The 24,388-nt window shown below is 68.8% G+C and carries 26 protein-coding genes; 13 read left to right on the top strand and 13 right to left on the bottom strand.

Translation table 11 applies throughout. The annotated features are described in order from the left end of the window. Positions 1 to 124: 124 nt before the first annotated feature. From ACQY76_RS05700 to ACQY76_RS05655, 10 genes are all read left to right on the top strand, one after another. The gene (locus ACQY76_RS05700) at positions 125 to 2,521 is read left to right on the top strand and encodes a N,N-dimethylformamidase beta subunit family domain-containing protein (protein ID WP_428031927.1); all 2,397 of its coding nucleotides are present in this window, start codon (positions 125 to 127) and stop codon (positions 2,519 to 2,521) included. Between the two features lie 72 nt (positions 2,522 to 2,593). After that, positions 2,594 to 3,685 (top strand): ring-hydroxylating oxygenase subunit alpha, encoded by a 1,092-nt coding sequence (locus ACQY76_RS05695; RefSeq protein WP_428031926.1) that lies wholly within the window; start codon positions 2,594 to 2,596, stop codon positions 3,683 to 3,685. 4 nt (positions 3,686 to 3,689) lie between these two features. Beyond that, positions 3,690 to 4,388, top strand: coding sequence for a tetratricopeptide repeat protein (locus ACQY76_RS05690; protein WP_428031925.1), 699 nt, complete (start codon positions 3,690 to 3,692; stop codon positions 4,386 to 4,388). A 5-nt stretch (positions 4,389 to 4,393) separates the two neighbouring features. After that, on the top strand, positions 4,394 to 4,717 hold the full coding sequence (locus tag ACQY76_RS05685) for a hypothetical protein (RefSeq protein WP_428031924.1): 324 nt from the start codon (positions 4,394 to 4,396) through the stop codon (positions 4,715 to 4,717). Between the two features lie 130 nt (positions 4,718 to 4,847). Further along, positions 4,848 to 5,315 (top strand): urease accessory protein UreE, encoded by a 468-nt coding sequence (ureE, locus tag ACQY76_RS05680; protein WP_428031923.1) that lies wholly within the window; start codon positions 4,848 to 4,850, stop codon positions 5,313 to 5,315. After that, complete coding sequence (locus ACQY76_RS05675; RefSeq protein WP_428031922.1) at positions 5,309 to 5,992, top strand: urease accessory protein UreF; 684 nt, start codon at positions 5,309 to 5,311, stop codon at positions 5,990 to 5,992. Before ureE ends, ACQY76_RS05675 begins: the two co-directional genes overlap by 7 nt. A gap of 28 nt (positions 5,993 to 6,020) precedes the next feature. Beyond that, positions 6,021 to 6,704, top strand: a complete 684-nt coding sequence (locus ACQY76_RS05670) for an urease subunit gamma (protein WP_428031921.1) — start codon at positions 6,021 to 6,023, stop codon at positions 6,702 to 6,704. A gap of 2 nt (positions 6,705 to 6,706) precedes the next feature. Then, positions 6,707 to 8,419, top strand: coding sequence for an urease subunit alpha (gene ureC / locus ACQY76_RS05665; protein ID WP_428031920.1), 1,713 nt, complete (start codon positions 6,707 to 6,709; stop codon positions 8,417 to 8,419). 5 nt (positions 8,420 to 8,424) lie between these two features. After that, a complete protein-coding gene (gene ureG / locus ACQY76_RS05660) occupies positions 8,425 to 9,063 on the top strand; it encodes an urease accessory protein UreG (protein ID WP_428031919.1) in 639 nt (212 codons plus the stop codon). Beyond that, positions 9,060 to 9,941 (top strand): urease accessory protein UreD, encoded by an 882-nt coding sequence (locus ACQY76_RS05655; protein WP_428031918.1) that lies wholly within the window; start codon positions 9,060 to 9,062, stop codon positions 9,939 to 9,941. Before ureG ends, ACQY76_RS05655 begins: the two co-directional genes overlap by 4 nt. A 60-nt stretch (positions 9,942 to 10,001) precedes the next feature. Here the strand turns inward: ACQY76_RS05655 and ACQY76_RS05650 are convergent, their stop codons facing one another. The 11 genes from ACQY76_RS05650 to ACQY76_RS05600 all read right to left on the bottom strand — a co-directional run bounded on the left by ACQY76_RS05650 (position 10,002) and on the right by ACQY76_RS05600 (position 18,255). Continuing rightward, positions 10,002 to 10,883: a 3-hydroxybutyryl-CoA dehydrogenase gene (locus tag ACQY76_RS05650; protein ID WP_428031917.1), complete on the bottom strand. Its 882-nt coding sequence runs from the start codon at positions 10,881 to 10,883 to the stop codon at positions 10,002 to 10,004. A gap of 45 nt (positions 10,884 to 10,928) precedes the next feature. Beyond that, positions 10,929 to 11,873 (bottom strand): electron transfer flavoprotein subunit alpha/FixB family protein, encoded by a 945-nt coding sequence (locus tag ACQY76_RS05645; RefSeq protein WP_428031916.1) that lies wholly within the window; start codon positions 11,871 to 11,873, stop codon positions 10,929 to 10,931. Between the two features lie 2 nt (positions 11,874 to 11,875). Next, positions 11,876 to 12,625, bottom strand: a complete 750-nt coding sequence (locus tag ACQY76_RS05640) for an electron transfer flavoprotein subunit beta/FixA family protein (RefSeq protein ID WP_428031915.1) — start codon at positions 12,623 to 12,625, stop codon at positions 11,876 to 11,878. A gap of 210 nt (positions 12,626 to 12,835) precedes the next feature. Beyond that, the gene (locus ACQY76_RS05635) at positions 12,836 to 13,555 is read right to left on the bottom strand and encodes a rhomboid family intramembrane serine protease (protein WP_428031914.1); all 720 of its coding nucleotides are present in this window, start codon (positions 13,553 to 13,555) and stop codon (positions 12,836 to 12,838) included. 90 nt (positions 13,556 to 13,645) lie between these two features. Then, on the bottom strand, positions 13,646 to 14,293 hold the full coding sequence (locus ACQY76_RS05630) for a glutathione S-transferase family protein (RefSeq protein WP_428031913.1): 648 nt from the start codon (positions 14,291 to 14,293) through the stop codon (positions 13,646 to 13,648). Further along, positions 14,290 to 14,919, bottom strand: a complete 630-nt coding sequence (locus ACQY76_RS05625; RefSeq protein ID WP_428031912.1) for a cob(I)yrinic acid a,c-diamide adenosyltransferase — start codon at positions 14,917 to 14,919, stop codon at positions 14,290 to 14,292. Before ACQY76_RS05625 ends, ACQY76_RS05630 begins: the two co-directional genes overlap by 4 nt. Before the next feature lie 10 nt (positions 14,920 to 14,929). Further along, positions 14,930 to 15,133 (bottom strand): twin transmembrane helix small protein, encoded by a 204-nt coding sequence (locus ACQY76_RS05620; protein WP_428031911.1) that lies wholly within the window; start codon positions 15,131 to 15,133, stop codon positions 14,930 to 14,932. Between the two features lie 44 nt (positions 15,134 to 15,177). Continuing rightward, entirely contained in the window at positions 15,178 to 15,654 is a 477-nt protein-coding gene (locus ACQY76_RS05615; protein WP_428031910.1) for a TspO/MBR family protein, read from the bottom strand. Positions 15,655 to 15,742: 88 nt separating this feature from the next. Beyond that, positions 15,743 to 16,714 carry a hypothetical protein gene (locus ACQY76_RS05610; protein WP_428031909.1) on the bottom strand — a complete coding sequence of 324 codons (972 nt, stop codon included), beginning with the start codon at positions 16,712 to 16,714 and terminating at the stop codon, positions 15,743 to 15,745. Positions 16,715 to 16,845: 131 nt separating this feature from the next. Beyond that, positions 16,846 to 17,304, bottom strand: a complete 459-nt coding sequence (locus ACQY76_RS05605) for a host attachment protein (RefSeq protein ID WP_428031908.1) — start codon at positions 17,302 to 17,304, stop codon at positions 16,846 to 16,848. Between the two features lie 117 nt (positions 17,305 to 17,421). Beyond that, on the bottom strand, positions 17,422 to 18,255 hold the full coding sequence (locus tag ACQY76_RS05600) for a YihY/virulence factor BrkB family protein (RefSeq protein ID WP_428031907.1): 834 nt from the start codon (positions 18,253 to 18,255) through the stop codon (positions 17,422 to 17,424). Positions 18,256 to 18,543: 288 nt separating this feature from the next. On the opposite strand from ACQY76_RS05600, the gene ACQY76_RS05595 reads away from it, so the two are divergent. Both ACQY76_RS05595 and ACQY76_RS05590 read left to right on the top strand, forming a co-directional pair. Continuing rightward, the gene (locus ACQY76_RS05595; protein WP_428032946.1) at positions 18,544 to 19,806 is read left to right on the top strand and encodes a glutamate-5-semialdehyde dehydrogenase; all 1,263 of its coding nucleotides are present in this window, start codon (positions 18,544 to 18,546) and stop codon (positions 19,804 to 19,806) included. A gap of 47 nt (positions 19,807 to 19,853) precedes the next feature. After that, positions 19,854 to 20,474: a nicotinate-nucleotide adenylyltransferase gene (locus tag ACQY76_RS05590; protein WP_428032945.1), complete on the top strand. Its 621-nt coding sequence runs from the start codon at positions 19,854 to 19,856 to the stop codon at positions 20,472 to 20,474. On the opposite strand, the gene ACQY76_RS05585 is transcribed toward ACQY76_RS05590, so the two are convergent. Then, positions 20,438 to 21,577: a BMP family ABC transporter substrate-binding protein gene (locus ACQY76_RS05585; RefSeq protein ID WP_428031906.1), complete on the bottom strand. Its 1,140-nt coding sequence runs from the start codon at positions 21,575 to 21,577 to the stop codon at positions 20,438 to 20,440. The two genes, ACQY76_RS05590 and ACQY76_RS05585, sit on opposite strands and share 37 nt — an antisense overlap. 100 nt (positions 21,578 to 21,677) lie before the next feature. Continuing rightward, the gene (locus ACQY76_RS05580; protein ID WP_428031905.1) at positions 21,678 to 22,082 is read right to left on the bottom strand and encodes a hypothetical protein; all 405 of its coding nucleotides are present in this window, start codon (positions 22,080 to 22,082) and stop codon (positions 21,678 to 21,680) included. A gap of 272 nt (positions 22,083 to 22,354) precedes the next feature. Between ACQY76_RS05580 and ACQY76_RS05575 the strand changes: the two genes are divergently transcribed. Further along, positions 22,355 to 24,340 (top strand): hypothetical protein, encoded by a 1,986-nt coding sequence (locus tag ACQY76_RS05575; protein WP_428031904.1) that lies wholly within the window; start codon positions 22,355 to 22,357, stop codon positions 24,338 to 24,340. Positions 24,341 to 24,388: the final 48 nt, after the last annotated feature.

Here is a 24,388-nt window from a genome sequence, read left to right as displayed (position 1 = left end):
TTTCACGCGCGCCGCGCCGCGCCGCTCTAGCTTCGCCTCAGCGCCGGTTCTGTCCGCGCGGCCTTCCCGGCCGCGAACGGGAGCGGCTTGCCTGACGCCGGCTTCATTGTTGGAGAATCGATACATGTGCGCCATGCGGCTGACGGGCTATGCCGACAAGTTCGGTGTCCATCCCGGCGACACGATCAAGTTCTACGTCAATTGCGACGGGCCGGCGGAGTTCACCGCCGAAGTCGTCCACATGATCAATGGCGACACCAACCCGCGCGGCCCGGGCTTCATCGAGAAGCCGATCGCGGCGGACGCCAACGGCACCTATAAGGGCCGCAAGCAGATCATCCATGGCGGGTCCTACGGCTATGTCGAGGACGCGCCGCAGTTCCATGTCGACAGCTTCACCCTGCAGTGCCACATCTGGCCGACCACGCCGAAGACCCATCCGCGCTACTGGAAGCACGGGGCGCAGGGGCTGGTGACCAAATGGATGGACGGCAAGGGCTATGGCCTGTTCATCAATGAGGCCGGCTTCCTCGAACTGCGCATCAACGAGCACACCATCACCACCGGCGTGCCGATCCGCGACCATGCCTGGCATTTCGTCGCTGCCAGCTTCGATGCGGCGACCGGCGAGGCGGTGCTCTATCACGAGCCGCTGATCGTCTATGCGCTCGATCCCATCATCGAGCCGGTGAAGGCGACGCTCGCCACCAAGATCATCCACACGGCGGCGCCGGTGGCGCTGGGCGCCTATGTCGAGACGATCAACGACGATCCGCTCGGGGCGTCCTCGCTGCCCGCCGGCGTGTGGTTTGCCGGCAAATATAATGGCAAGATCGACAGCCCGCGCATCGTCAAGAAGGCGCTGAGCCGCTTCGAGATCGAGCAGATGAAGGGCGGTGCGCAGCCCGGCCTGACCGAGCGTCGCAATTCCGGCCCGACCGGCGAGCTCTCCGCGCTGATCGTTGCCGCCTGGGATTTCTGGGACGGCATCGACACCATCACCGCCAAGGATAACGGCCCCTACCGCTTCGACGCGACGCTGGTGGGCTGCCCGACGCGCGCCCTCACCGGCTATAGCTGGGCGGGCGAGAATTTCGACTGGAAGCACGCCAAGAAGGAATATGGCGCGATCCATTTCCACGACGACGATGTCGACAATGCCCGCTGGGAGGTCGATGTCGAATGGACCGTCCCCGAGGAGATCAAGAGCCGCTTCTACGCGCTGAAGCTGACCACCACGGATGGCGACGAGGACTATATCCCGTTCTGGATCGTGCCGAAGATCGGCAAGGAACAGTCGAAGATTGCCGTCATGGTGCCGACGATCAGCTACATGGCCTATGCCAATGAGCATGTGGCCTGCAATGCTGGCGGCGCCGAATTGTTCGTCTACCGCGTGCCGATCATGCAGCACCAGAACATGTTCCTGGCCGAGCACCGCGAATATGGCGGCTCGATCTACGACACCCACACCGATGGCTCGGGCATCTGCCTGTCGTCGCGGCTGCGGCCGATCCTGTCGATCCGGCCGAAATACGACCACTTCCTCGCGCAGGCGCCGTGGCAATACCCCGCCGATCTCCATCTCATCTACTGGCTGGAGACGATGGGCTACGACTATGACGTGATCACCGACGAAGACGTCACCTATGACGGTCTGGCGCGGCTGGAAAACTACAACGTCATCATCACCGGCTCGCATCCCGAGCACAATTCGGGCACGCAGCTCGACGCACTGCACAACTACACCCAGCGCGGCGGGCGCCTCATGTATATGGGCGCCGACGCCTGGTACTGGGTGCACTCGTTCCATCCGGCCTATGACCATCTCGGCCGGGGCGTGGTCACCGAGATGCGGCGCTGCGAATCCGGCATCCGTACCTGGCGCGCCGAGCCGGGCGAATATTACCACCAGGGCACCGGCGAGCTGGGCGGAATGTGGCGCTTCCGCGGACGCTCGCTCTATTCAGTCGCCGGCGTCGGCATGACCAATGAAGGCTTCGACATCTCGACCTATTACAGCCGGACCCCGGACAGCCTCGACCCGCGCGTCGCCTGGGCCTTCGAGGGCATCGCCTATGACGAGCCGATCGGCAATTTCGGCCTGGTCGGCGGCGGCTGCGCCGGGCTTGAGCTCGACATTGTCGACGTCACGCTCGGCTCCCCGCCGCACACGCTGGCGGTGGCGACCTCGGCGGGCCGGCATACCGAAGCCTATCTCCTCGTCATGGAGGATTTCGGCTTCAACCAGCAGGGCCTCGACGGCACCACCCACCCGCGCGTGCGCGGCGACATCGCCTTCCACGAAACGCCGAATGGCGGCGGGTGCTTCGCCTTCTCGTCCATCGCCTTCTGCGGCTCGCTGCCGTGGAACGAAGGCCGGAACAACGTCTCCACCCTGGTGAAGAACGTGCTCGACCGGTTCTCGGCGGATGGCCCGCTGCCGCCCGCGCCGGCGGAGGCGATCAAGCATCGCGGCCGCGCCGATTACGAATCGCCCGCGCTCGCCACCACGGCCTGACCCCTCGGGCAAAACTGCCGGCACGCGCGTCCCCCCGCGCGCGTGCCGGCCCTTTCTCGCAGGACGCCGGACATGACCCACAGACGCGATCTCGGTTACTGGGACGAAGGCCGCAACCTCGCGGAGGCGTCCTTCTATGCCGACGCGCTCGGCCCGGAGCCGCGTGTGCTGCCGCCGGTGGCGTTTCGCTCGCGGCGGTTCAGCGAACTGGAAGACGAGGCGGTGTGGACGCGCGACTGGGTGTGCGTCGGCGCGCATGAGGCCATACCGGAAAACGGCGATCTGCTTCCCTTCACCGTCGGCACGCATGGCGTGCACGTGCAGCGCACGGCGGGCGGCATCGTCGCCCGGTTCAACAAGGCGCAGCATGGCGGCTGCCGGGCGGTGCCGCTGCAGTGCCAGACCGGTGCCAAGACCAAATGCTCCTTCACCTCCTGCGGCTACAGCCGCGACCGCGCCGCCATCCCGGCCAGCGAGCTTGGCGACGGCACGCCGGAGATGCACCAATATCTCGGCCTGCGCCCGGAACGCCTGCTGACCGCGCAGGCCCGCAGCTGGGGCCCGCTGATCTTCGTCAATCTCGATGTCGCCCCCGTCTGGCCCGACGCGGAACTGGCGGCGCTGGGGCGGATGGGCGGGTTCTTCGGCGCCCACAAGCCCAGCCGCTCGCGCGAGCTATGGCTCGAATATGCCGCGAACTGGAAGCTGATGGGCGAGTCCCTCGCCGCCGGCGGGCCGGTGACCGGCGAGCGCGATGTGTGGATGCTGGCGCCCACCACCCTGTCCGACGGCACCCCCGCGCAGGCGGCCTGGCTGTTCCCCAATCTGGTGCTGATCGCCACGGCGGCGAGCACCGCCGTTGTGACCTTGCAGCCCACCGCCATGGGACAGACCCTGTGCCGGCTCTCGACCTATGGCGCAGACCCGCAACACGACCTGGCGTTCTGGCGCGAGCAGATCGGCCGGCGGGCCGCGCAGGCGGAGGCCGCGCATCTCGACCTCGCCCGCTTTGGAACCCAGCACCGCCCGCACACGATCGCCGCCGCGCCGCCGCGCCAGAATGGGGCGGCGGGAGCCTGGATGCAGGCGGCGCTGGCCGCCCGCCTGGCGCGCCTGCCGGCCGATGACCTGCCGCAACCGCTTTACCAGAACCCGAGGGGCTGAACCCATGCTGTCGCTGGATCTCTCGCCCCGCACCGAAACGCCGCTCGGGGCCGCCATCGGCCATTATGAGCGCGGCGATTTCGCCGAGGCCCTGCGCCTGTTCGCGACGCTCGCCGAGGAGGGCGACGCGGACGCCACGAGCTGGCTCGGCGCCATGCACGCCAATGGCGAGGGCGTCGAGGCCTCGCCGGCCCGCGCCTTCGCGCTCTATATGGAAGCGGCGCAGGCCGGCATCGTGCTGGCGCAGACCAATGTCGGGGCCATGCTGTGCATGGGGCAGGGCACGCCGCGCGACATTCCCGCCGGCGTGCTCTGGCTGGAAAAAGCGGCGGCGAGCGGCGATCTGTTCGCGCAGTACAATCTCGCCACCCTGCTGTCGAAGGGCGACGGCCTGCCGGCGGACCCCGCCGCCGCCGCGCATTGGTACCGGTCGGCGGCGGAGCGCGGCCACTACCCCTCGCAGGCGCGCCTCGGCTTCCTCTATGCCAACGGCCTCGGCGTCGCCAAGGACCGCGTGGAGGCCTTCACCTGGCTGTCGCTGGCCGCCCAGCACGGCGTCGGCACCGCGCTCACCGCGCTGGAGGCGGTGGTGGCGCAGATGTCGTCGGAGGAAAAGCAGGCGGGTACGGCCGCGGTCGGGCGCTGGCGCGGCCGCACGGCGGACGCCTCGCGCCATGCACGCCTCAACCCCGTTCCCGGGTGACGGGCATGGTGTTCAGCCCGCAGCAGGTGAAGTTCGAGTTCCTCAGCTACATCAAGGAATTCGGCGGCAGGCCGGCGGAATGGTGCGTCGGCTGCGCCGACGACGCCGCGCTGGCGCTGTTCGACCGCCACGGCGTCGATCCCGCACGCGACATCTGGCTGTGGAAGCCGACCTTGTCGAAGGCGGCGGCGCGCATCGTGTTTCGCTATCTGACCGAACAGCTGCACATGCCCGCCGCCGACGAGGGCGCGGGACGCTGCATCTATCTGTTCCGGCGCAGCCTGGCGGAGAACGGCGTGCCCCTGCCCGCGCGGCCGGGAGACGCCTGATGCGGCAAGTGGCCCGCCCGGCACCGCTTATCCACGCCTGCCCCGGCTGCAACCTCCGGCATGGCTGGCCATCGCGCCAATGCGCGCTAGGATGCCGGACCGGCACCTCTTCGTTCTCGGAAAGCTGACCATGTTGCTTGTCAATCGCGTGCTCGGGAACCGGCTGGACGAGGATTTCGCCGACCCTCTCCATCACCTCGAACACCATGGCGAGGTGGAGTGGCTGCTGCTTCCCGCCGCCGAACTGGCACGCCGGCGGTTTCGCGCGGTGACGAGCCGTGGTGCCGAGGTGGCGGTGGCCCTGCCGCGCGACGAGCCGTTGACCGACGGCGCCGTGCTGCTGTTCGAGCCGCACCGGGCGATCGTGGTGAAGGTGGACGCCGAACGCTGGCTGCGGCTCACGCCGCGCGATCTCGCGACCGCGCTGGAGCTTGGCTATCATGTCGGCAACCTGCATTGGCGGGTGCGGTTCGCGGCCGGCTCCATCGAGGTCGCGCTTGAGGGGCCGCAGGAGAGCTATGTCGCCCGGCTGGTCTCGCTCGGCCTCGACAGCCGCATCGAGATGGCGCCGCGCCCGGCCGACGAGGCGCCATGCTGAGCCTTTTCGCCACGCTCTGGCAGGCGGATTCGGCCTTCCCGAATGGAGGCTTCGCCTTTTCCAACGGCATTGAGGGGCTGGCGGATCTCGGCCAGCGCTTCGACCGCCAGGGGCTGGCCGATGTGCTGGCCATGACGCTCACCCATCGCTGGATGGGCATGGACCGCATCGCGGTGGCTCTGGCCTATGCCGCCGGCGACGACATGGCCCGCCTCGCGGAGATCGACCACCGCTTCGAGGCCGCGACGCTGCCCGCCCTGCAGCGCACGGGATCGCGCCGCAACGGGCTGGGCTTCCTCACCGCCCATGCGCGACTCGGCACCGGCGCCGCCGCCGCGCTGAAGCGGCAGGTGGAGACGGGCGGCATGCTCGGCCATCTCCCGGTGGTGCAGGGCGCGATCTGGCGCAGCTGCGGCATGGACGCGACATCCGTCCTCGCCGCCTCCGCCTATGGCGTCGCCGCCGGCATGACCAGCGCCGCCGTCCGCCTCAGCCTCATCGGCGCCGTGGAGGCGCAGAGCTGCCTCAGCGCGACGCTGCCGCTGATGGCGCGGCTGGTGGACGAGGCCGGCCGCGCCGGCCCCCTCTCATGCGACGATTTCGAGAGCCTGACCCCGATGCTCGACATTGCCACCATGCGGCATGCGACATCGGAGGTCCGGCTGTTCTCGAACTGATGCCGCTCCCCTCCGCAGGAAGAAACCCATGCTCCTGACCCCGACCGAACTCGAACGGCTGACGATCTTCACCGCCGCGGAGCTGGCCCGAAAGCGCCGGGCGCGCGGGCTGAAGCTCAACCATCCCGAGGCGGTCGCGCTGATCACCGACGAGATACTGGAAGGCGCGCGCGACGGGCGCAGCGTGGCGGAGATGATGGGCTTCGGCTCGACCATTCTGAGCACGGACGACGTCATGCCCGGCGTGGCGTCGCTGATCCCCATCCTCCAGGTGGAGTGCGGCTTTCGCGACGGCACCAAGCTGGTCACCATCCACGAGCCCATCCGCCCGCGCGAGGGAGCCGATGCGGACGCGGTGGAGCCGGGCGCGCTGCTGCCGCTGGACGGCGAGATCGAGCTCAATGCCGGGCGGGCGCGCACCGAGATCACGGCGGTCAATACCGGCGACCGGGCCATCCAGATCGGCTCGCATTTCCATTTCTTCGAGGTGAACAAGGCGCTCGAATTCGACCGGGCGAAGGCCTATGGCAAGCGGCTCGACATACCCGCCGGCACGGCGGTGCGCTTCGAGCCCGGCCAGAGCAAGCAGCTGGTGCTGGTGCCCTTCGGCGGGGAGCAGAAGATCAGCGGTTTCAACAATCTGAGCGACGGCACCGCCGATCTCGACGCGGCGATGCGCCGGGCCCGCGACGGCGGTTTCAAGGGAGCCTGACCATGGTCAAGATGCTGCGCAGGGACTACGCCCACATGTATGGGCCGACGGTCGGCGACGGGATTAGGCTCGGCGACACCTCGCTGGTCGCCGTGGTCGAGAAGGACCACACGGTCTATGGCGACGAATGCCTGCATGGCGGCGGCAAGACGCTGCGCGACGGGGCGGGCCTCGCCGCCGGCGTCACCTCCGCCGAGGGCGCGCTCGACATGCTGCTGTGCAATGTCGTGGTGATCGACGCGGTGCTCGGCGTCGTCAAGGGCGACCTCGGCATCAAGGACGGCAAGATTGTCGGCCTCGGCAAGGCCGGCAATCCGGCGATCATGGACAGCGTCGATCCCCGGCTCATCGTCTCGCAGGCCACCACGGTGCGCGATTGCGAGGGGCTGATCGCCACGGCGGGAGCGATCGACGTGCATGTGCATTTCGACAGCGCCGGCCTCGTCCAGCACGCGATTTCCAGCGGCATCACCACGATGATCGGCGGCTCGCTCGGCCCCATCACGGTGGGCATCGATTCCGGCGGGCCGTTCAATACCGGCAAGATGCTGCAGGCCGCCGAGGAATGGCCGATGAATTTCGGCTTTCTCGGCCGCGGCAACAGCCACAAGCCGGCCTCGCTGGTGGAGCAGATGCGAACCGGCTGCCTCGGCCTGAAGCTGCACGAGGACTGGGGGTCGATGCCGGCGCCCATCGACACCTGCCTGCGGGTGGCCGACGAACTCGACTTCCAGGTGCAGATCCACACCGACACACTGAACGAGAGCGGGTTCCTGGAGGACACGCTGGCGGCCATTGGCGGGCGCACCATCCACATGTACCACACCGAGGGTGCCGGCGGCGGCCATGCGCCCGATATCATCCGGGTGGCCGGCCTCAGCCATTGCCTGCCCTCGTCGACCAACCCGACCAACCCCTACACGGTCAACACCTTCGACGAACATCTCGACATGACGATGGTGTGCCACCATCTCAACCCGGCGATTCCCGAGGATGTCGCCTTCGCCGAAAGCCGCATCCGCCCGCAGACCATCGCGGCCGAGGACGTGCTGCACGACCTCGGGGCGATCTCGATGCTGGGCTCCGACAGCCAGGGCATGGGGCGTATCCACGAGGTGATCTGCCGGACCTGGCAGCTCGCCTCGAAGATGAAGGACCAGCGCGGCCTGCTGCCGGAGGATGTGGCGGGCATGGGCGACAATGCCCGCATCCGCCGCTATATCGCCAAATACACCATCAACGCCGCCCGCAGCTTCGGCATTGCCAGCCATATCGGCTCGCTGGAGGACGGCAAGATGGCGGATATCGTCATCTGGCGCCCCGGCTTCTTCGGCATCAAGCCGGAGTTGGTGGTGAAGGGCGGCTTCATCGCCTGGGGCGCCATGGGCGATTCGGCGGCGTCGCTGATGACCTGCGAGCCGATCATGATGCGCCCGCAATGGGGCGCCTTCGGCCGCGCCGCGCCGGCGCTCTCCGCCTGCTTCGTGCACCCGCTGGCGATCGAGGACGGGCTCGGCCGCTCGCTCGGCCTGTCCAAGGCGCTGCTGCCGGCCAGCGGCACGCGCACGCTGACCAAGCGGGACATGCTGCACAACGACGCCTGCCCGGATATCCGCGTCGATCCGCAGACCTTCGAGGTGTTCGTCGACGGCACCCTGGCGACCTGCGAGCCCTATGACGAGCTTCCCCTCGCCCAGCGGTACATGCTGCGATGAGCCGCATGGATGCTTCCCCCGAAGAGCCGGCGGGCCGCGCGGTGGCGGCGCGCGTCGGCATTGGCGGGCCGGTCGGCTCCGGCAAGACGGCGCTGATCGAGGCGCTCATCCCGGTGCTGCACGCGCGGGGCGTCGACCTCGCCGTGGTGACCAACGACCTGGTGACCAAGGAGGATGCTGAGCGCCTGCGCCGTTCCGGGCTCATCGACCCGCAGCGCGTCTCGGCCGTCGAGGCCGGCGCCTGCCCGCACACTGTCATCCGCGAGGACCCTACGCTGAACATCGCGGCGGGCGATGAACTGGAAGCCCGCTTTCCCGGGGTCGAACTGATCCTGTTCGAATCCGGCGGCGACAATCTCGCCTCCACCTTCTCGCTCGACCTGGTGGATTGGTGGATCTTCGTCATCGACGTGGCGGGCGGCGACGACATTCCCCGCAAGAAGGGGCCGGGCACGCTGCGCTGCGACCTGCTGGTGATCAACAAGCAGGACCTTGCCCCCCATGTCGGGGTGCATCTTCCCCGCATGCTGGAAGAGGCGCGCGGCGTGCGCGGGCAGCGGCCGGTCATCGTCACGGATGCGCGTCGCGGCAGCGGGGTCTGCGAGGTCGCCGACCAGATCATGAAGGCGGTGCTGTTTCGATGAACGTCCCGCCCCGCATGGCCGATCTGCGGCCCGCCTCACCGGCGCCGGCCGGCGCGGCGGGGGCGCGCGACGTGGCGGCGCATCTGCGCTTCATCCGTGGCGGGGGACGCACCGTGCTGGCGCGCCAGCACGTGCCCTATCCCTTCCACATCACCCGGCCGTTCTGGCTCGACCGGGCCTTGCCGGAAATGGCGACGCTCTATCTGCAATCCTCCTCCGGCGGGCTCTATACGGGCGACCGGCTGACGCTGGACATCGAGGTCGGCAAGGGCGCGCAGGCCCATATCACCTCGCAGGCGGCGACCGTCGTCCACCGCACGACAGACGACGAGGCACGCTTCTCGACGACGCTGCGCATCGAGGCCGATGCGTTCCTCGCTTTGACCAACGACCCCTTCATCCTGTTTCCCGACGCGCATCTGAGTTCCAGCACGCAGGTGGTGCTGGCCCCCGGCGGGCGCGCAATTCTTGTCGACGGCTTCGCCACCCACGACCCGGCGCAGGGCGGCCGGCCTTTCGGGACCTTGCGTACCGAGCTGAGCGTGCGCGACGCCGGCGGCCGGCTTCTGGTGCGGGATCGGGGGGGCCTGACCGGCCTGCACTTTGCCAGCCCGGCCTCGCCGCTCGGCCCCTATCGGGCCATGGGCAGCCTGGTGGCGCTCGGCCGCGCGCACGGGGACATGGACATCGCCGCGCTGATGAGCCAGCTCGACGCGCTGGACTGCCGGGTCGGCATCAGCCCGCTGCCCAATGAATGCGGGATCGCCGTGCGGTGCCTCGCCCCGAGCGGCGGTCACCTCGCGCGGGGCATGGCCCTCGCCTTCGCGGCGGTGTTCGAGGCGTGGATGGGCCATGCCCCGCCGCCGCTGCGGAAATAGCCGGCGTATCGCGCGCGGCGCGATGCGCCGATGGTGTCAGCGGGCCGGCGTGCCCCGCCTCTACCGGGTCGGCACCGGCTTTTCGCCGCGATAATCGTAGAAGCCGCGCTGGGTCTTGCGGCCCAGCCAGCCGGCCTCGACATATTTCACCAGCAGCGGGCAGGGGCGGTACTTCGAATCCGCCAGCCCCTCATGCAGCACTTGCATGATGGAGAGGCAGGTGTCGAGGCCGATGAAATCGGCGAGCTGCAGCGGGCCCATCGGGTGGTTGGCGCCGAGCCGCATGGCGGTGTCGATGGCGTCCACCGAGCCGACGCCCTCATAGAGCGTGTAGATCGCTTCGTTGATCATCGGCAGCAGGATGCGGTTGACCATGAAGGCGGGGAAATCCTCCGCCACCGCATAGGTCTTGCCCAGCCGGGTGATGAAGGCCTTGGAGAGCTCGAAGGTTTCGTCCTCGGTGGCGATGCCGCGCACCAGCTCCACCAGCTGCATCAGCGGCACCGGATTCATGAAGTGAATGCCGATGAAGCGCTCCGGCCGGTCGGTGGAAGCGGCCAGGCGGGTGATGGAGATGGACGAGGTGTTGGTGGCGAGAATCGCTTCCGGCTTCAGGAACGGGCAGATGGAAGAGAATATGCGGCGCTTGATCTCCTCCTTTTCCACGGCGGCCTCGATGAGGAGGTCGACCTCGGCGAGGTCGGCGGCCTGGTCGGTGCCGTGGATGCGGGACAGCGCGGCCTTCTTCTCGTCCTCGGCATAGAAGCCCTTGGAGACCTGCCGCGCCATGTTGCCATTGATCGTGGCGAGGCCGGACTTGATGCGGTCCGCCTCCAGATCGTTCAGCACCACGTCATAGCCGGCGAGCGCGCACACATGCGCGATGCCGTTGCCCATCTGGCCGGCGCCGATGATGCCGATGCGCTTGATCTCGAAAGCCATTGCTCGTCCGTCCTGCCCCTGCTGACGCGGCAGTATAGTGTCCCGTCAGCCTTTTGCCTTAGCTATTTCGGCCGTGAGCGCCGGCACGATCTCGAACAGGTCGCCGACCAGCCCGTAATCCGCCACCTGGAAGATCGGCGCGTCCTCGTCCTTGTTGATGGCGACGATGACCTTCGAATCCTTCATGCCGGCGAGATGCTGGATGGCGCCGGAAATGCCGAGCGCGACATAGAGGTCGGGCGCCACCACCTTGCCGGTCTGGCCGACCTGCCAGTCGTTCGGGGCGTAGCCGGCATCGACCGCGGCGCGCGAGGCACCCACCGCCGCGCCGAGCGCATCGGCCAGCGGCTCGACGACGGCGTGGAAGTTCTCCGCCGAGCCGAGCGCCCGGCCGCCGGAGACGATGATGCGCGCGGCGGCGAGGTCCGGGCGGGCGCTGGCGGCGATTTCCTCGCCGACGAAGCTCGAACCGCCGGCGGGCTCGGTGAGGTCGAGGGCGCGGATCGGCGCCGACCCGCCTTCGCCGGCGGCGGCGAAGGAGGAGGTGCGGATGGTGAGCACCTTGGTCGCGTCGGTGGCGCGCACCCGCTGGATGGCGTTGCCGGCATAGATCGGCCGGTCGAAGGTGTCGGGGGCGACGACGGCGAGGACGTCGGACACCTGCATCACGTCGATGAGCGCGGCGATGCGCGGCATGACGCTCTTGCCGAAGGCGGTGGAGGGGGCGACCAGCGCGTCGTAATCCCTGGCGAGGGCGACGCCGAGCGCCGCGACCGGCTCGGCGAGGCGGTGGGCGAAGCCGGGGCCGTCGGCCAGCAGCACTTCGGCGACGCCGTCGAGCCTGGCGGCGGCTTCGGCGGCGGCGCGGGCATTCTCGCCCGCCACCAGCACATGCACGGGGGCGCCGAGCGCCAGCGCGGCGGTGAGGGCACGGGCGGTGACCGGGTTGAGGCTGGCATCGTCATGTTCGGCGAACAGCAAGGTGGCCATGGTCAGAGCACTCCCGCCTGCTTGAGATGACCGACCAGTTCGGCCGGCGAGGCCAGCTTGACGCCGGCGGTGCGGCCCGAGGGCTCGGAGGTGGAGAGGATGTCCAGCCGGGGGCTGATGTCGACGCCCAGCTCGGCGGCGCTCTTCTCCTCGATCGGCTTCTTCTTCGCCTTCATGATGTTGGGCAGCGAGGCGTAGCGCGGCTCGTTGAGGCGCAGATCGGTGGTCAGCACGGCGGGCAGCGCGAGGCGCAGCGTCTGCAGGCCGCCATCGATCTCGCGGGTGACGTCGAGCGCGCCCTCGCCGACGACGACCTTCGAGGCGAAGGTCGCCTGCGGCCAGCCGAGCAGGGCGGCGAGCATCTGGCCGGTCTGGTTGCAATCGTCGTCGATCGCCTGCTTGCCGAGGATGACGAGCGCGGGGCCCTCGGCCGCGACGATCTTTGCCAGCAGCTTGGCGACGGTGAGCGGCTCGATACCCGCCTCGTCGGTCTTCACCCAGATGCCGCGATCGGCGCCCATGGCGAGCGCGGTGCGGATGGTCTCGTCGGTCTTCACCGGGCCGATGGAGACGGCGATGACCTCGCTCGCCGTGCCGGCTTCGCGCAGGCGCAGCGCTTCCTCGACGGCGATCTCGTCGAACGGGTTCATCGACATCTTGATGTTGGCGAGCTCGACGCCGGAGCCGTCGGCCTTCACCCGGATCTTGACGTTGTAGTCGACCACCCGCTTCACGGGCACGAGGATCTTCATCACCTGTCTCCCCCTCGGGCGGGGGGCAAGAACCCCGCCTCTGGCAGCCGCGTTGGGGCAGGGCCACCGCCGCGCAGGGCCGCGCAAGGAGCCGGAGAGGGGCGCTTGAGGGCGGTGCGTGGAGGGCGGGAGCAGCCTGCGAAAAGCGCCGGCAAACTATGGTTCGGTCCCGGCACTGTCAACGCTCACTGCGGCGTGCGCCGGGCTCGATTACACCGGCGGCCGCCCTTCCGGCGTGCCGTCGCGCGTCATCACCCACAGCGGCACCCCCGGCCGGCGCAGGAACACGATGAGCACCGCGCCCGCGGCGAGCCCGGCGACATGCGCCCACCACGCGGTCTCCTCGTCGCCGGACATCAGCAGGTTCCACAGCTGGAAGCCGATCCACGCGCCGAGCGGCAGGATGGCGGGCACCCGCAGCGGCACGCGCAGGAACATCAGCACCCAGATGCGCACATTCGGGTGCAGCATGAGATAGGCGCCGACCAGCCCGGAAATCCCCGCCGAGGCGCCGACCAGCGGCGAGGCCGAATCCGGCACGGCGAGGGAATGGGCGAGGCCGCCGGCGACGCCGCAGAGCACATAGAACAGCAGGAAGCGGGCATGGCCGAGCGCGTCCTCGACATTGTCGCCGAACACCCAGAGGAAGGCCATGTTGCCGGCGAGGTGCAGCCAGCCGCCATGCAGGAACATGTAGGTGACGAGGGTCAGCTCGGCGGGCAGGCGGACATATTCCTCCGGCAGCACGGCCGCATGCGTCACCACGGCGGGAATGGCACCGAAGCCGAACACTGCGGGGATGTCGATCTCGGCGCGGTAGCCATGCTGCACCAGCAGGAACACCAGCACGTTCACCGCGATCAGCGCCCAGGTGACATAGGCGTGGGCGATGCCCTCCAGCGGGTTGTCGTCGTTGAAGGGGATGAGCATGGGGGGGGGACTCGAAGGGGCGGGGTGCGGCGCGGCACCACATTGCCGCGTCGCGGGTGAAAACGCCATCCGGGGGCGCCAGAAGCACGCTCAGCCGGCGGCGAGGCCGAGCTGTCGCATGGAGGCGCGGGCCGCCAGGCGGGACCACCAGTCCGTGAGCCCCGGATAGGCGGCGAGCAGCGCCGCGCCTTCCGGCGCCTGGCGGAAATAGAAGACCATCGGCGCGAGATAGAAATCGGCGAGGCTCGGCTGGGTGCCGGCGAGGAACGGCCCGCCATCCATGAGCGCCGCGAGGGCGGCGAGACAGCGGCCCGCTTCGGCGAGCGCGGCGGCAAGGCGGGCCTCATCGCTCGGCGCGCCCTGCGCGGGCTTTTCCACCCGCTCGACATAGACCCCCCAGACCAGCGGATGGTAGGCGTAGGCATCGGTGAGGCTGATGATCTGGTTGGCGCGGGCCCGCGCCCTCAGTTCGTCGGGCAGAAGGGCAGGGCCCTCGAAGGCCTCATTAACATAGCGGGTGATGGCGCCGGTTTCGTAGAGACGGAAGCCGTCATGCTCGAAGGCCGGAATCCGCCCGAAGGGGTGGCGCTCACTATAACCGGGCGGCAGACCTTGCGGCGCAAAGGGATCGACCGGCACCAGATGGTGGTCGATACCCTTCTCGATCAGCGCCAACCGGACAATGCGGACATAGACGCTGTCCGGCGTACCGAAGACGCGGGGCGCCGCTGCGCTCACTCCCGCCCCGCCGCCGGGACCCAGAGCACGTCGCCGGCGTTCTCTCCGCCGGCCTGTTCGCTCCCCGCCTCGGCCGCCGCGCGGTGATTGGCCACGCGGCTCATGACGAAGAGCAGGTCGGACAGGCGGTTGAGATATTTCACGGCGTCCGGGGTGACGAATTCGCCGAGCGTGCCGGCGAGTTCCACCACCAGCCGCTCGGCGCGGCGGCAGACGGTGCGGGCGACATGCAGATGCGCCGCCGCCGGGGTGCCGGCCGGCAGCACGAAGGAGCGCAGCGGCTTCAAATCGGCATTGAGCGTGTCGATGTCGCGCTCCAGCCGGTCGACCTGGGAGGCGACGATGCGCAGCGGCTCATAGCCGAGGTCCTCGCCGGTCTCCGGCGTGGCGAGGTCGGCGCCGAGGTCGAACAGGTCGTTCTGGATGCGCGCCAGCATCGCCTCCATGTCGGCCAGCGCCGGGGCGGCGGCGGTGTGGAGGCGGGCGACGCCGATGACGGCGTTGGTCTCGTCCACCGTGCCATAGGCGGCGACGCGCAGATCATATTTCGGGCGGCGCTCGCCGGTGCCGAGCGCCGTGGTGCCGTCGTCGCCGGTGCGGGTGTAGATGCGGTTCAGCACGACCATGAAAGGCGCCTCAGCTCTGGTTCATCAGGATGATGGTGAGCAGTACGAAACACAGCGCCACCGCCTGCAGCAGCACGCGCCACTGCATCAGCTTCTGCGACACCAGCGGCGAGCCGCCGCGCGCCATGTTGGCGAGGCCGAGAACCAGCACAAGCGCCACCGAGCCGAGCGCGATGGGCAGGACGATGAACTTGGCGATGGTGACGAGTTCCATCGAAATCTCCGGCGGCGCCCGAGGGGACGTTCATTCAGGGCCGCTCAATTCAGGGCGACAATGGCAGCATTCAGCGCGGTGGCATAGGACACCCACGCCAGATAGGGAACCAGCAGGCCCGCCGCGATGCGGTCGATCCGCGCGCAGGCCCAGATGGTGGCGGCGATCGCCACCCACATCGCCACCACGACGATAAGCGCCGCCCCCGGCGCCTCCAGCCCGAAGAAGATGGGCGACCAGAGGGCGTTGAGCGCCAGCTGCGCGAACCACAGGCCGATTGCCAGGCGCCGCTGCGGCGAGGGGTTGTGCAGCTGCCACAGCCGCCAGAGCGCCACCGCCATCAGCACGTAGAGGATCGTCCAGGCGATGGGGAACGCCGCGTCGGGCGGGGTCCAGGAAGGCTTGGCCAGCGCCGCGTACCAGGTCGGGATCTTTGGCGAGGTGGCGAGCGAGCCGACGGCGCCCACCGCCAGGCAGAGGCCGACGGCGAGGACGAGGCGGAAGAAGGACAGGGTCTTCATGGTGCTCCTTCAGGACGCTGTGCCGGCGGCGGTTCCGGCTATGCGGGGCTCGCCCTTGATCGTCAATACGCGGCTGCGCGCCATCGGTTCACCCTGGCTGGCCGGCGGGGCGCGGATTTGCCGCGCGGGGCGTCGGTGCCGTGGCGGCAAGCTCGCGAAAGGCGCGGGAGGCACCGTCGAGCCGGGCGGTCCATTCCGGATCCGGCCGCTGGCCGGCAGTGACGCGGTGATAGGCCTGGAGAAGCGCGGCGATCGACAGCGGTTCGATCAGCGCCGCCTTCAGCGCCCAGGCGACGATGAAGGCGAAGACAACGCCGAAGGCCGCGAGCGGGCCGGGAAGCGCATAAGCGAGGCCGATGGCGGGGCCAAGCAGAAACAGGAAGAGGAGCGCCGCCGTGCCATATTCGAACAGCGCGATGAAGACCGCGTTGCGCAGCAGCGGACCGGCATTCTGGGCGTAGAGCACCAGTCCGTCCCGCGCCGCCTCCGCCGGGGATTCGCCGCCGCGCCGGATGATGACGGCGAGGATGACCTCGTCGACCAGGCCGAGCGCCACCTTCAGCACGGCATCGAGCGCGGCGCTCAGCGTGCGGAAGCCCGGTATCCACGCGGTGAGCAGGTTGAGCAGGCCGATCAGCGCCCGCACCGCGCCGCGGATGAGCAGGTCAAGGGCGAAGAGCAGGTTCACCTCGACGAAGCGCGCCTTCACCGTGGCGAGGGCATAGTCGATCTGCGCCCGCCCGCCGGGAAGGTCCCGGCCCTGCAGCAGCGCGTCCATCGCCGCGACATGGCCGGCCTTGACAAGATAGACCAGATATTGCTGCACCCACCACAATACGCCGCAGGCGAGGCCGAGGCCGCCGAAGGCGCCGACCATTGCCCCGATGAGCGGGCCATCGCCAGCAAAAGCGTGGCCGATGGCGAAGCCGCAGCCGGCGCCCACCCCGACGCCTAGCCCGAAGCCGCCGGCAATGGCGGTGTAGACGACGAGGCGCAGCAGCACGAAGGGCCAGGTGCGCAGAACCAGCGCGAGCGTGGTCGCGATCGAGAAATCCCACATGCCCGCCCCCGCGCGCCCACCGCAAAGCCCCGCCGCCGGGGAATGCCGGCGGCGGGGCAGGGTAGTCCGCTTTTACCGCTGAGGAAATCGGCGCCGGCATTGGGCGATCTCCAGCGCGGGGTGGCGGCGGCTCAGGCCGCCAGATGCTTCTCGATCTCGTGGATCGGCAGCTTGACCATGTCGCGGTCGACCTCCGAGGCGACGATTTCCTGCACGCCCTTGGTGAGATGCGGGCGCAGCGCGCCGAGTGCGCGCGGGGCGGCGACGATGACCAGCGACTTGACCTCGCCGGCGGTGACGGCGGCATCGAGCCGGCCGGCGATCTCGCGCATGAAGGCGCGCTCGCCCTCTTCCTGCCAGTCGGTCGGCTCCACCGAGGAGCGCGCCGTGCCGACGGAGGCATGCACGCGGCCGGGGGCGTCGGTGCCCTGTTCGCGGGTGGGCGGATTGTCCTGCTCATGCACCTCGTGGGTGCGCAGATTGGGGAAGGTGGCGTCTCCCTTGTTGCACAGGACCAGCGCCTTGCGGCCGTCGCACACGAGGACCCACGCGCCCTCCTCGATCCTGATCTTGTCGTAGCTGGTGCTCATGCAAGCCTCCTTCTCAACTCCACGGCGCCATTGGGCACCCGGATCGCACCGGCGTGCCTTGACCTTGGTCAAGCGGCGGGAGGGTGGGGAGGTTCCCCTCAAACCGGGGGCGGGCGCCTAGAGGCGGCCTTCTCGCGCGCGGCGGATGGCGGCGTTGAGTTCGCCGCCATACACGAAGATGGAGGCGGTGGTGTAGAGGAAGACCAGCGCGATCATCACCGAGGCGAGGCCAGCATAGGTGGTGACGTAGTTGTTGGCGAATTCAGCGAGGTAGCGGCCGAAGGCGGCGCCGGCGGCAAGCCAGAGCGCCAGCGTCACCAGGATGCCGGGCGCCACCTCGGTCATGGTGCGGCGGCCGGCCGGCAGCCACATATGCGCGACCACCAGCGCCACCACCAGGATGGCCGAGGTCGCGGCATAGCGCAGGAAGGTGATGACCCAGCCGAACGGCTCCAGCGCCGGCACGTAGCGCACCGCCGCCAGCCACAGCACCGGGCCGAGCACCACGAGGAAGGACAGCGCCAGCAGCCCGGCCGCCCCGACCACGACATAGCCGATGGATTCGAGCCGCAGCCAGTACCAGGAACGCGGCTCGCGCATGCCATAGGCGCGGTTGAGGCCGATGCGCAGGCTCTCGATGCCGTTCGACGAGAAGTAGATGGCCAGTACGACACCGATGGTCAGCACATCGGTGCGCACCTGGGTGAGCACGTTGCGGATTTCGCGGCCGATGGGGTCGGCCACCTGCGCCGGCCAGGCTTCCAGCATGAGCTGCACCGTCTCGTCGGCGAGGTTCTTGAAATCGAAGAACGCCGCCAGGGCGGTGACGAAGATGAGGAAGGGGAACAGCGACATCAGCGCCGACAGCGCGATGTGGCTGGCAATGGCCCAGCCATCATCCTCGACGAAGCGCCAGAAGGCGTCCCAGGCGATGTCGAAGGCGCGAAACAAGGGCTCCGGTCTCCTCGCGGATGCGGACCTGCGGACAGGCGGTCGCCGTGACATCGGACGTTGGACGGCAAATGACAAGGCTTGGCGGCGCGATATGGTAAAGATGGGCGCCGATCGCCATTTCGTTTTGGTGTCGCCGCCGCCCCCTGTGCTAGACAGGGCGCCCGTTTGACGACCCCTTGATGAACCTAGCTGGGTGAAGCCATGACCGCCTCCTCGTCGCTGCGCGCCGTTCCCGCCACCGAGACCCGTCTCGGCGCGCCGGCGCCGCGCGGCCCGGGCGGGGCAATGGAAGACGTGCCGGCCATGATGGCCGGGATCGGCGCCCGCGCCCGCTCTGCCGCCCGCGCGCTGGCGCTCGCCCCCGCCGCGGCCAAGCGCGACGGGCTGATGGCCGCCGCCGCCGCCATTCGCGCCCAGGCCGCCGCCATTCTCGCCGCCAATGCGCAGGACGTGGAGGCCGCGCAGGCCGCCGGCATCAGCGCCTCCATGCTCGACCGGCTGACCCTCACCGCCGCGCGGCTGGAGGGCACCGCCCGCGCGGTGGAGGAAATCGCCGCGCTGGACGACCCGGTCGGCAAGGTGACGGAAAGCTGGGAGCGGCCCAACGGCCTGCGGCTGGAGCGCGTGCGCACCCCGCTCGGCGTGGTCGGGGTGATCTATGAGAGCCGCCCGAACGTGACGGCGGATGCCGGCAGCCTGTGCCTGAAGGCCGGCAATGCAGTGATCCTGCGCGGCGGCTCCGACAGCTTCAATTCCTCGCGCGCCATTCATGCCGCCATGGTGGAGGGGCTGGTGAGCGCCGGCCTGCCCGCCGACGCGATCCAGCTGGTGCCGACCCGCGACCGCGCGGCGGTGGGCGAGATGCTCGCCGGGCTCGGCGGCAATATCGACGTGATCGTGCCGCGCGGCGGCAAGAGCCTGGTCGCCCGGGTGCAGGCCGAGGCGCGGGTGCCGGTGTTCGCGCATCTGGAAGGCCTGGTGCACATCTATGTCGACAAGGCCGCCGACCTCGAGAAATCGCTCGCGGTCGTGAAGAACGCCAAGCTGCGCCGCACCAGCGTGTGCGGCGCCGCCGAGACGCTGCTGGTCGACCGCGCGGACGCCGCCCGGCTGCTCGCCCCGCTCGTTGCCATGCTCATCGACGCGGGTTGCGCGGTGCGCGGCGACGCCGCCGCCCAGGCCGCCGACCCCCGGGTGACGCCGGCGAGCGAAGAGGACTGGCGCACCGAATATCTCGACGCCGTCATTTCGGTGAAGCTGGTGGACGGGGTAGGGGCCGCCATCGACCATATCGAGACCTATGGCTCGCACCACACCGACGCCATCCTCACCGAGGATGCCGGCGTGGCGGAGCGGTTCCTCAACGAGGTCGATTCGGCCATCGTGGTGCATAACGCCTCGACCCAGTTCGCCGATGGCGGCGAGTTCGGCTTCGGCGGCGAGATCGGCATCGCCACGGGGCGCATGCATGCGCGCGGGCCGGTGGGCGCCGAGCAGCTCACCTCGTTCAAATACCGGGTGCGCGGCACCGGCCAGATCCGCCCGTGAGCGCAGGCGCCGCTTTCGAGGCGCGGATTCCCCCGCTCGCCCCGGGCATGCGCATCGGCCTCTATGGCGGCAGCTTCAACCCGGCGCATGAGGCGCACCGCGCCGCCAGCCTGCTGGCGCTGAAGAAGCTGCGGCTCGACCAGGTGTGGTGGCTGGTGACGCCCGGCAACCCCTTGAAGGACAACCGCGCGCTGCCGCCGCTTCCCGCGCGCCTGGCGCGGGCGCGGGCGGTGGCGAACCACCCCGCGCTGGTGCCGACCGGGCTGGAGGCGGGGCTGGGCACCCGCTACAGCTTCGACACGGTAGCGGCGCTGGTGCGGCGCTTTCCCCGCGTCGATTTCGTCTGGCTGATGGGGGCGGACAACCTCGCCTCCTTCCACCGCTGGCAGCACTGGCGCGACATTGCGGCGCTGGTGCCGATCGCGGTGATCGACCGGCCCGGCTGCACCTTCCCCGCCATGGCCAGCCCCGCCGCCGCCGCGCTGGCCCGCTGGCGCCGGCCGGAGAGCGAGGCGGCGGCGCTCGCCGCCTTGCGCCCGCCGGCCTGGGTGTTCCTGCACGGTCTGAAATCGCCGCTGTCCTCGACGCGGATACGGGAGGCGGACCCGTCCGGCCACCGGGCAGCGGTGTCTCAGCCGAGCGAGCCGACGACGCCCTCGATCAGGTAGTCGGTGCGCTGCAGCGCGTCGGCATAGGGGCCGTAGGTGGTTCCGGCCGGCACCACCCGCGTGCCCTTATTATCCTTGATCGGCCCGACGAAGATCGGCGCGCCGCGCTTCATCCGGTCCATGGCCTGCAGCGCCGCGCTTCGCGCTTCCGGCGTCGCGCCGGCGCCGAAGGGGCTGGAGCGCACCAGCCCGGTGTCATAGCCGCCCACGGCGAATTTCGGCAGCGCCTGCCCGCGCGCCACCGCCTGCGCGAAGCCTTCGAACAGGCCAGCCCAGTGATAGTCGGCGCCGGTGATGTAGCCCTTGGGCGCCAGAGGGTTCTGGTCGAAGGCGTGGCCGCAGGTCTTCACGCCGCGCTTCTCCGCCGTCGCGATGGCCACTTGCGGCGCGTCGAGATGGCAGGCGATGACATCGCAGCCGGCGTCGATAAGCGCATCGGTGGCCGCCGCGTCGTGCACCTCGTCCTCCCAGCCGCCGGTGAACAGCACCCGCACGCTGGCCTTGGGGTTGGTGGAGCGCGCGCCGAGCAGGAACGAGTTCACGTTGAGCAGCACCGGCGCGAAGGGCAGGCCGGCGACGAAGCCGAGCGTGTCGGTGGCGGTGCATAGCCCGGCGGCGACGCCGTTGACATAATGGCCCTGGTTGATGAGCGCGTTCTGGCTGCCGAGATTGGCGGGCGTGGCGTCAATCGCCAGCGCGGAGGCCTGCCGGAACATCACCTCGGGGTGCCTCTGCGCTGCCGCCACCAGGAACGGGTCGTGGCCAAAGGAAGTGGAGAACACCAGCCGCGCCCCCTCTGCCACCAGCGCGTCGAGCGCCTGCGCATAGGCGCGGGTCTGCGCATCGTCGCGGCCGCTGTCATAGTCGGTGCTCTCGGGGAGATAGCCGGCCTCCAGCGCGTTGACGCCCGACGCCCGCAGCGCCTGCGCCGCCGTGGCGAAGGACTGGTTCCACCCCCAGTCGAGCCAGGGGCCGATGGCGACGAATCCGGTCGTGAACCCCTGCGCGCGTGCGGCGCCCGGCAGGAGCGGCACGGGCGCGAGGCTCGCTCCGGCGAGGGCCAGACCCTTCAGCAGATGGCGGCGGGTGGGCAGGCCGGGCATGGGGTTCATCCGCGTGAGGGACGCCGGCTTCAGCCCGCGATCCGATCAGGTTAGACCAATCCGATCGGTACATCGCCGTCTAACACTGAATGGTGGCGCCCTACCGCGTCGGGTGCAGGGGCCGGCAGTTCAGCGCCACGGTCTTCATGGTGCGGCCGGCCTTGCCGTCGCAGCCGAGGCGGATCGTGTTGGTGAACGGCGGATCGAGGAAATACTCGAAATCGTCGGGGTCGTCATGCTCGATCAGCCGATAGAGCTTGTAGGGATTGCCGTCGCAGATCAACTGTTCGCTGTCGACGAACAGCGCGGCGGGAAGCACCACGATGTGCTCCACCTTCGGGTTCGCCGGGCACCATTTGGCGGTGAGCTCGGCCATGCTGCCCGCCTGGATGATGAGGGCGTCGGGGTCGGAGGCGGCGGGCTGGGCAAGGGCGGGCCCGGAAAGCAGCGCGGCGAGGGCGAGCGCGGCCGTGGCGGGGGCGAAAAAAGCAACCAGTCGATTCATTGCATCCCCGTCCGGTGAACGGCGACGATGCCACCGCAGGGTGAGGCAAGGCAAGGCGCGCTTGGGGCCTGAAAAGGTGGCGGCGCTGGTGCCCGCCGCAGGGATCGACCGGCCCGCTGAACCGCCGGCGCCATCCGACAAGCCTTGGCGCCCGACCGGCGAGCGTGTCGAGATGGCCCATGGGCGCGCGGGTTGCACATCGCCCGGCCGCGCCGTCCGGTGGCATTTGGCTGCCTCCCATGGCATTCTACCGCTGCGGGTGGGGTGTACCAATGACGGCTGATCTCGTGGGTTATGTGGCGGGCTCTCTGTTCGCCTCGCTGCTTTTGACATGGGCGGCGCTGCTTTGTCTGCGCGTGTTTCTGCAAAAATATCTCGCCGTCTTGCTTTCGTGCCTCATCGTCCTGTTAGCAAGATCATCGGTCTATCAGGGTGGATTTGAAGATGGCATCGCTCTTTACGCGCTGCCGCAGGGTCTTTGCCTCATATTATTGTCGCTCAACGAGCTGAGGCGTGCCCGCAAGCAGGCAAAGGTCCCGGCGCCGAAGCCGACCGTGTCGGAGTCGATGGAGCCGGGGCAGGCCGCAGACGCCGCTCCGCCGATCCTTGCTGTTGAAGACGGCGCTCCCGCGCTGCCGAGCGTGCCGCCCGTTGCCGCGGGGCCGACCAAAAGCTGGAACGTATTTTCCAACCACTGGAGGGGATGCTACTCCCTTGGCGTGTCCTACTGGGTTGTCGGACTGTTGAGTGCTATACCTATATTTATTATAACAGTAGCAGTAGTCATTGTTCAATTGCTCGATAGTATTTATCGACCGAGTAATATATTTTGGTCCATCGCATTTCTCTGGGTTTCATTGGGGCTGATCACGGTATGGCAATATGTTGGCGTATGGCGCTCGGCCAATCGGAATATCGCGGCGCGAGTAGCCATCGGCAAAAAGCCGATCTGGGCCGGCATCGCCAAGCTCACCATCGTCCTCGGCACATTCTGGTCCCTTGTCTCGGTTATCGATATCGCGATCCCGCAGTTCAAGGAAACATACCGGATGGCCTTTCAAGGTGATCCGCGTATTCCCGATTACGGACTGCGGATCATGCGCGATGGTACCGAGGTCGAGATCACGGGCGGTATCAAATACGGCCTGACCGACGAGTTGCTGACGCTTTTGAAGGCATCACCACGGATTGACACGATACACCTGAACAGCACCGGTGGCCGGCTCGGCGAAGGGTTGAAGCTGAACGAGGTGATCCGCGACGCCGGGCTGACGACCTATGTCTCCGGCATGTGCGCGTCGGCCTGCACCATCGCCTTCGCGGGAGGAGCGGAGCGCTGGATCGCGCCGAACGCAAAGCTGGGCTTCCATGCGGCGGCGGCGCCGGGCTTCTCCAGCTTCGACGCGGCGGCCGCCAACGAAAGCCAAAGGGCGCTTCTGGTCCGGTCCGGCTTTGACAAGGCCTTTATCGACAAGGCGCTGGCCACTTCCAACAGCGATTTGTGGACGCCCGATCTCAAGGAACTGCGGGACGCAAAGGTGGTGACGGACGTGTCTGACGGTTCGCAATTCGCAGCGTCGGGCTTCGGGGCGAAGGCGAGCAAGGAGGCATTCGCTTCCGATATGGTCAATGAAAGCGCCGTTCTCGCCTGGCAGAAGGACGCCCAGCCGGAGGCGTTCGATGATGCCGTCGATGATTATTACAAGGATTACCTCGACGGCGTGACCGATGACGAGTTGATGGCAACGCTAGATTATTGGGAATACCGCGCGATCATCCGCAACATAAAGGCTTCCGGTGACGATGACTCCGTCGTCGATCTTGGCCGCCTGTTTGTTGAGGAACTCAACCTGCTGCGCGCGGAGGACGCCTACCGATGTGCCCGCTTCGGCTTCAAGGGGGGCGCGGTGTTTCGCACGCAGTACGACTTCGATCCCGACATTCTCGACCGCTACCGCGACATCGGCTGGCGTGTCGTCGCGGAGAAAGACCTGCGCCCGGCGCCGGACAAGGAGGCGGTGGCACCGCTGATCGCGGACGCCCTTGCGCGGATGCGCGGCACGTATACGCCGAAACAGGTCGCCCTGCTGGGCGAAGGCGAGCCCAAGCGTGCGGAAGCGGCGGCGTATTGCGCCGCGGCGATCGGCTTCTACGATGCGATTCTCGAGGCGCCCCACGCCGAAGCGGCCGCCCTGTTGCGCGCGCATATGGGGGGCGAACTCGCCTTGCCCGCTCTTGTGTCTGAACCCCCCGGTTGAAGAACGGCCCCATCCGCACTATCCTAAGGGGGCATGTCCGGGGCGGGA

This window comes from Ancylobacter sp. (genome assembly GCF_965279025.1).
GTDB lineage: Bacteria > Pseudomonadota > Alphaproteobacteria > Rhizobiales > Xanthobacteraceae > Ancylobacter.
This window is presented reverse-complemented; position numbering and strand designations above follow the sequence as displayed.

Excerpts from the sequence above, each read along its gene's own strand:
- ACQY76_RS05700 (WP_428031927.1), top strand. The coding sequence starts at position 125 with ATGTGCGCCATGCGGCTGACGGGCTATGCCGACAAGTTCGGTGTCCAT.
- ureG (WP_428031919.1), top strand. The coding sequence starts at position 8,425 with ATGGATGCTTCCCCCGAAGAGCCGGCGGGCCGCGCGGTGGCGGCGCGC.
- ACQY76_RS05585 (WP_428031906.1), bottom strand. The coding sequence starts at position 21,577 with ATGCCCGGCCTGCCCACCCGCCGCCATCTGCTGAAGGGTCTGGCCCTC.
- ureC (WP_428031920.1), top strand. The coding sequence starts at position 6,707 with ATGGTCAAGATGCTGCGCAGGGACTACGCCCACATGTATGGGCCGACG.
- ACQY76_RS05655 (WP_428031918.1), top strand. The coding sequence starts at position 9,060 with ATGAACGTCCCGCCCCGCATGGCCGATCTGCGGCCCGCCTCACCGGCG.
- ACQY76_RS05605 (WP_428031908.1), bottom strand. The coding sequence starts at position 17,304 with ATGAGCACCAGCTACGACAAGATCAGGATCGAGGAGGGCGCGTGGGTC.
- ACQY76_RS05650 (WP_428031917.1), bottom strand. The coding sequence starts at position 10,883 with ATGGCTTTCGAGATCAAGCGCATCGGCATCATCGGCGCCGGCCAGATG.
- ACQY76_RS05645 (WP_428031916.1), bottom strand. The coding sequence starts at position 11,873 with ATGGCCACCTTGCTGTTCGCCGAACATGACGATGCCAGCCTCAACCCG.
- ACQY76_RS05635 (WP_428031914.1), bottom strand. The coding sequence starts at position 13,555 with ATGCTCATCCCCTTCAACGACGACAACCCGCTGGAGGGCATCGCCCAC.
- ACQY76_RS05640 (WP_428031915.1), bottom strand. The coding sequence starts at position 12,625 with ATGAAGATCCTCGTGCCCGTGAAGCGGGTGGTCGACTACAACGTCAAG.
- ACQY76_RS05615 (WP_428031910.1), bottom strand. The coding sequence starts at position 15,654 with ATGAAGACCCTGTCCTTCTTCCGCCTCGTCCTCGCCGTCGGCCTCTGC.
- ACQY76_RS05590 (WP_428032945.1), top strand. The coding sequence starts at position 19,854 with ATGCGCATCGGCCTCTATGGCGGCAGCTTCAACCCGGCGCATGAGGCG.
- ACQY76_RS05580 (WP_428031905.1), bottom strand. The coding sequence starts at position 22,082 with ATGAATCGACTGGTTGCTTTTTTCGCCCCCGCCACGGCCGCGCTCGCC.
- ACQY76_RS05625 (WP_428031912.1), bottom strand. The coding sequence starts at position 14,919 with ATGGTCGTGCTGAACCGCATCTACACCCGCACCGGCGACGACGGCACC.
- ACQY76_RS05670 (WP_428031921.1), top strand. The coding sequence starts at position 6,021 with ATGCTCCTGACCCCGACCGAACTCGAACGGCTGACGATCTTCACCGCC.
- ACQY76_RS05595 (WP_428032946.1), top strand. The coding sequence starts at position 18,544 with ATGGAAGACGTGCCGGCCATGATGGCCGGGATCGGCGCCCGCGCCCGC.
- ACQY76_RS05685 (WP_428031924.1), top strand. The coding sequence starts at position 4,394 with ATGGTGTTCAGCCCGCAGCAGGTGAAGTTCGAGTTCCTCAGCTACATC.
- ACQY76_RS05575 (WP_428031904.1), top strand. The coding sequence starts at position 22,355 with ATGACGGCTGATCTCGTGGGTTATGTGGCGGGCTCTCTGTTCGCCTCG.
- ACQY76_RS05675 (WP_428031922.1), top strand. The coding sequence starts at position 5,309 with ATGCTGAGCCTTTTCGCCACGCTCTGGCAGGCGGATTCGGCCTTCCCG.
- ACQY76_RS05620 (WP_428031911.1), bottom strand. The coding sequence starts at position 15,133 with ATGGAACTCGTCACCATCGCCAAGTTCATCGTCCTGCCCATCGCGCTC.
- ureE (WP_428031923.1), top strand. The coding sequence starts at position 4,848 with ATGTTGCTTGTCAATCGCGTGCTCGGGAACCGGCTGGACGAGGATTTC.
- ACQY76_RS05690 (WP_428031925.1), top strand. The coding sequence starts at position 3,690 with ATGCTGTCGCTGGATCTCTCGCCCCGCACCGAAACGCCGCTCGGGGCC.
- ACQY76_RS05695 (WP_428031926.1), top strand. The coding sequence starts at position 2,594 with ATGACCCACAGACGCGATCTCGGTTACTGGGACGAAGGCCGCAACCTC.
- ACQY76_RS05610 (WP_428031909.1), bottom strand. The coding sequence starts at position 16,714 with ATGTGGGATTTCTCGATCGCGACCACGCTCGCGCTGGTTCTGCGCACC.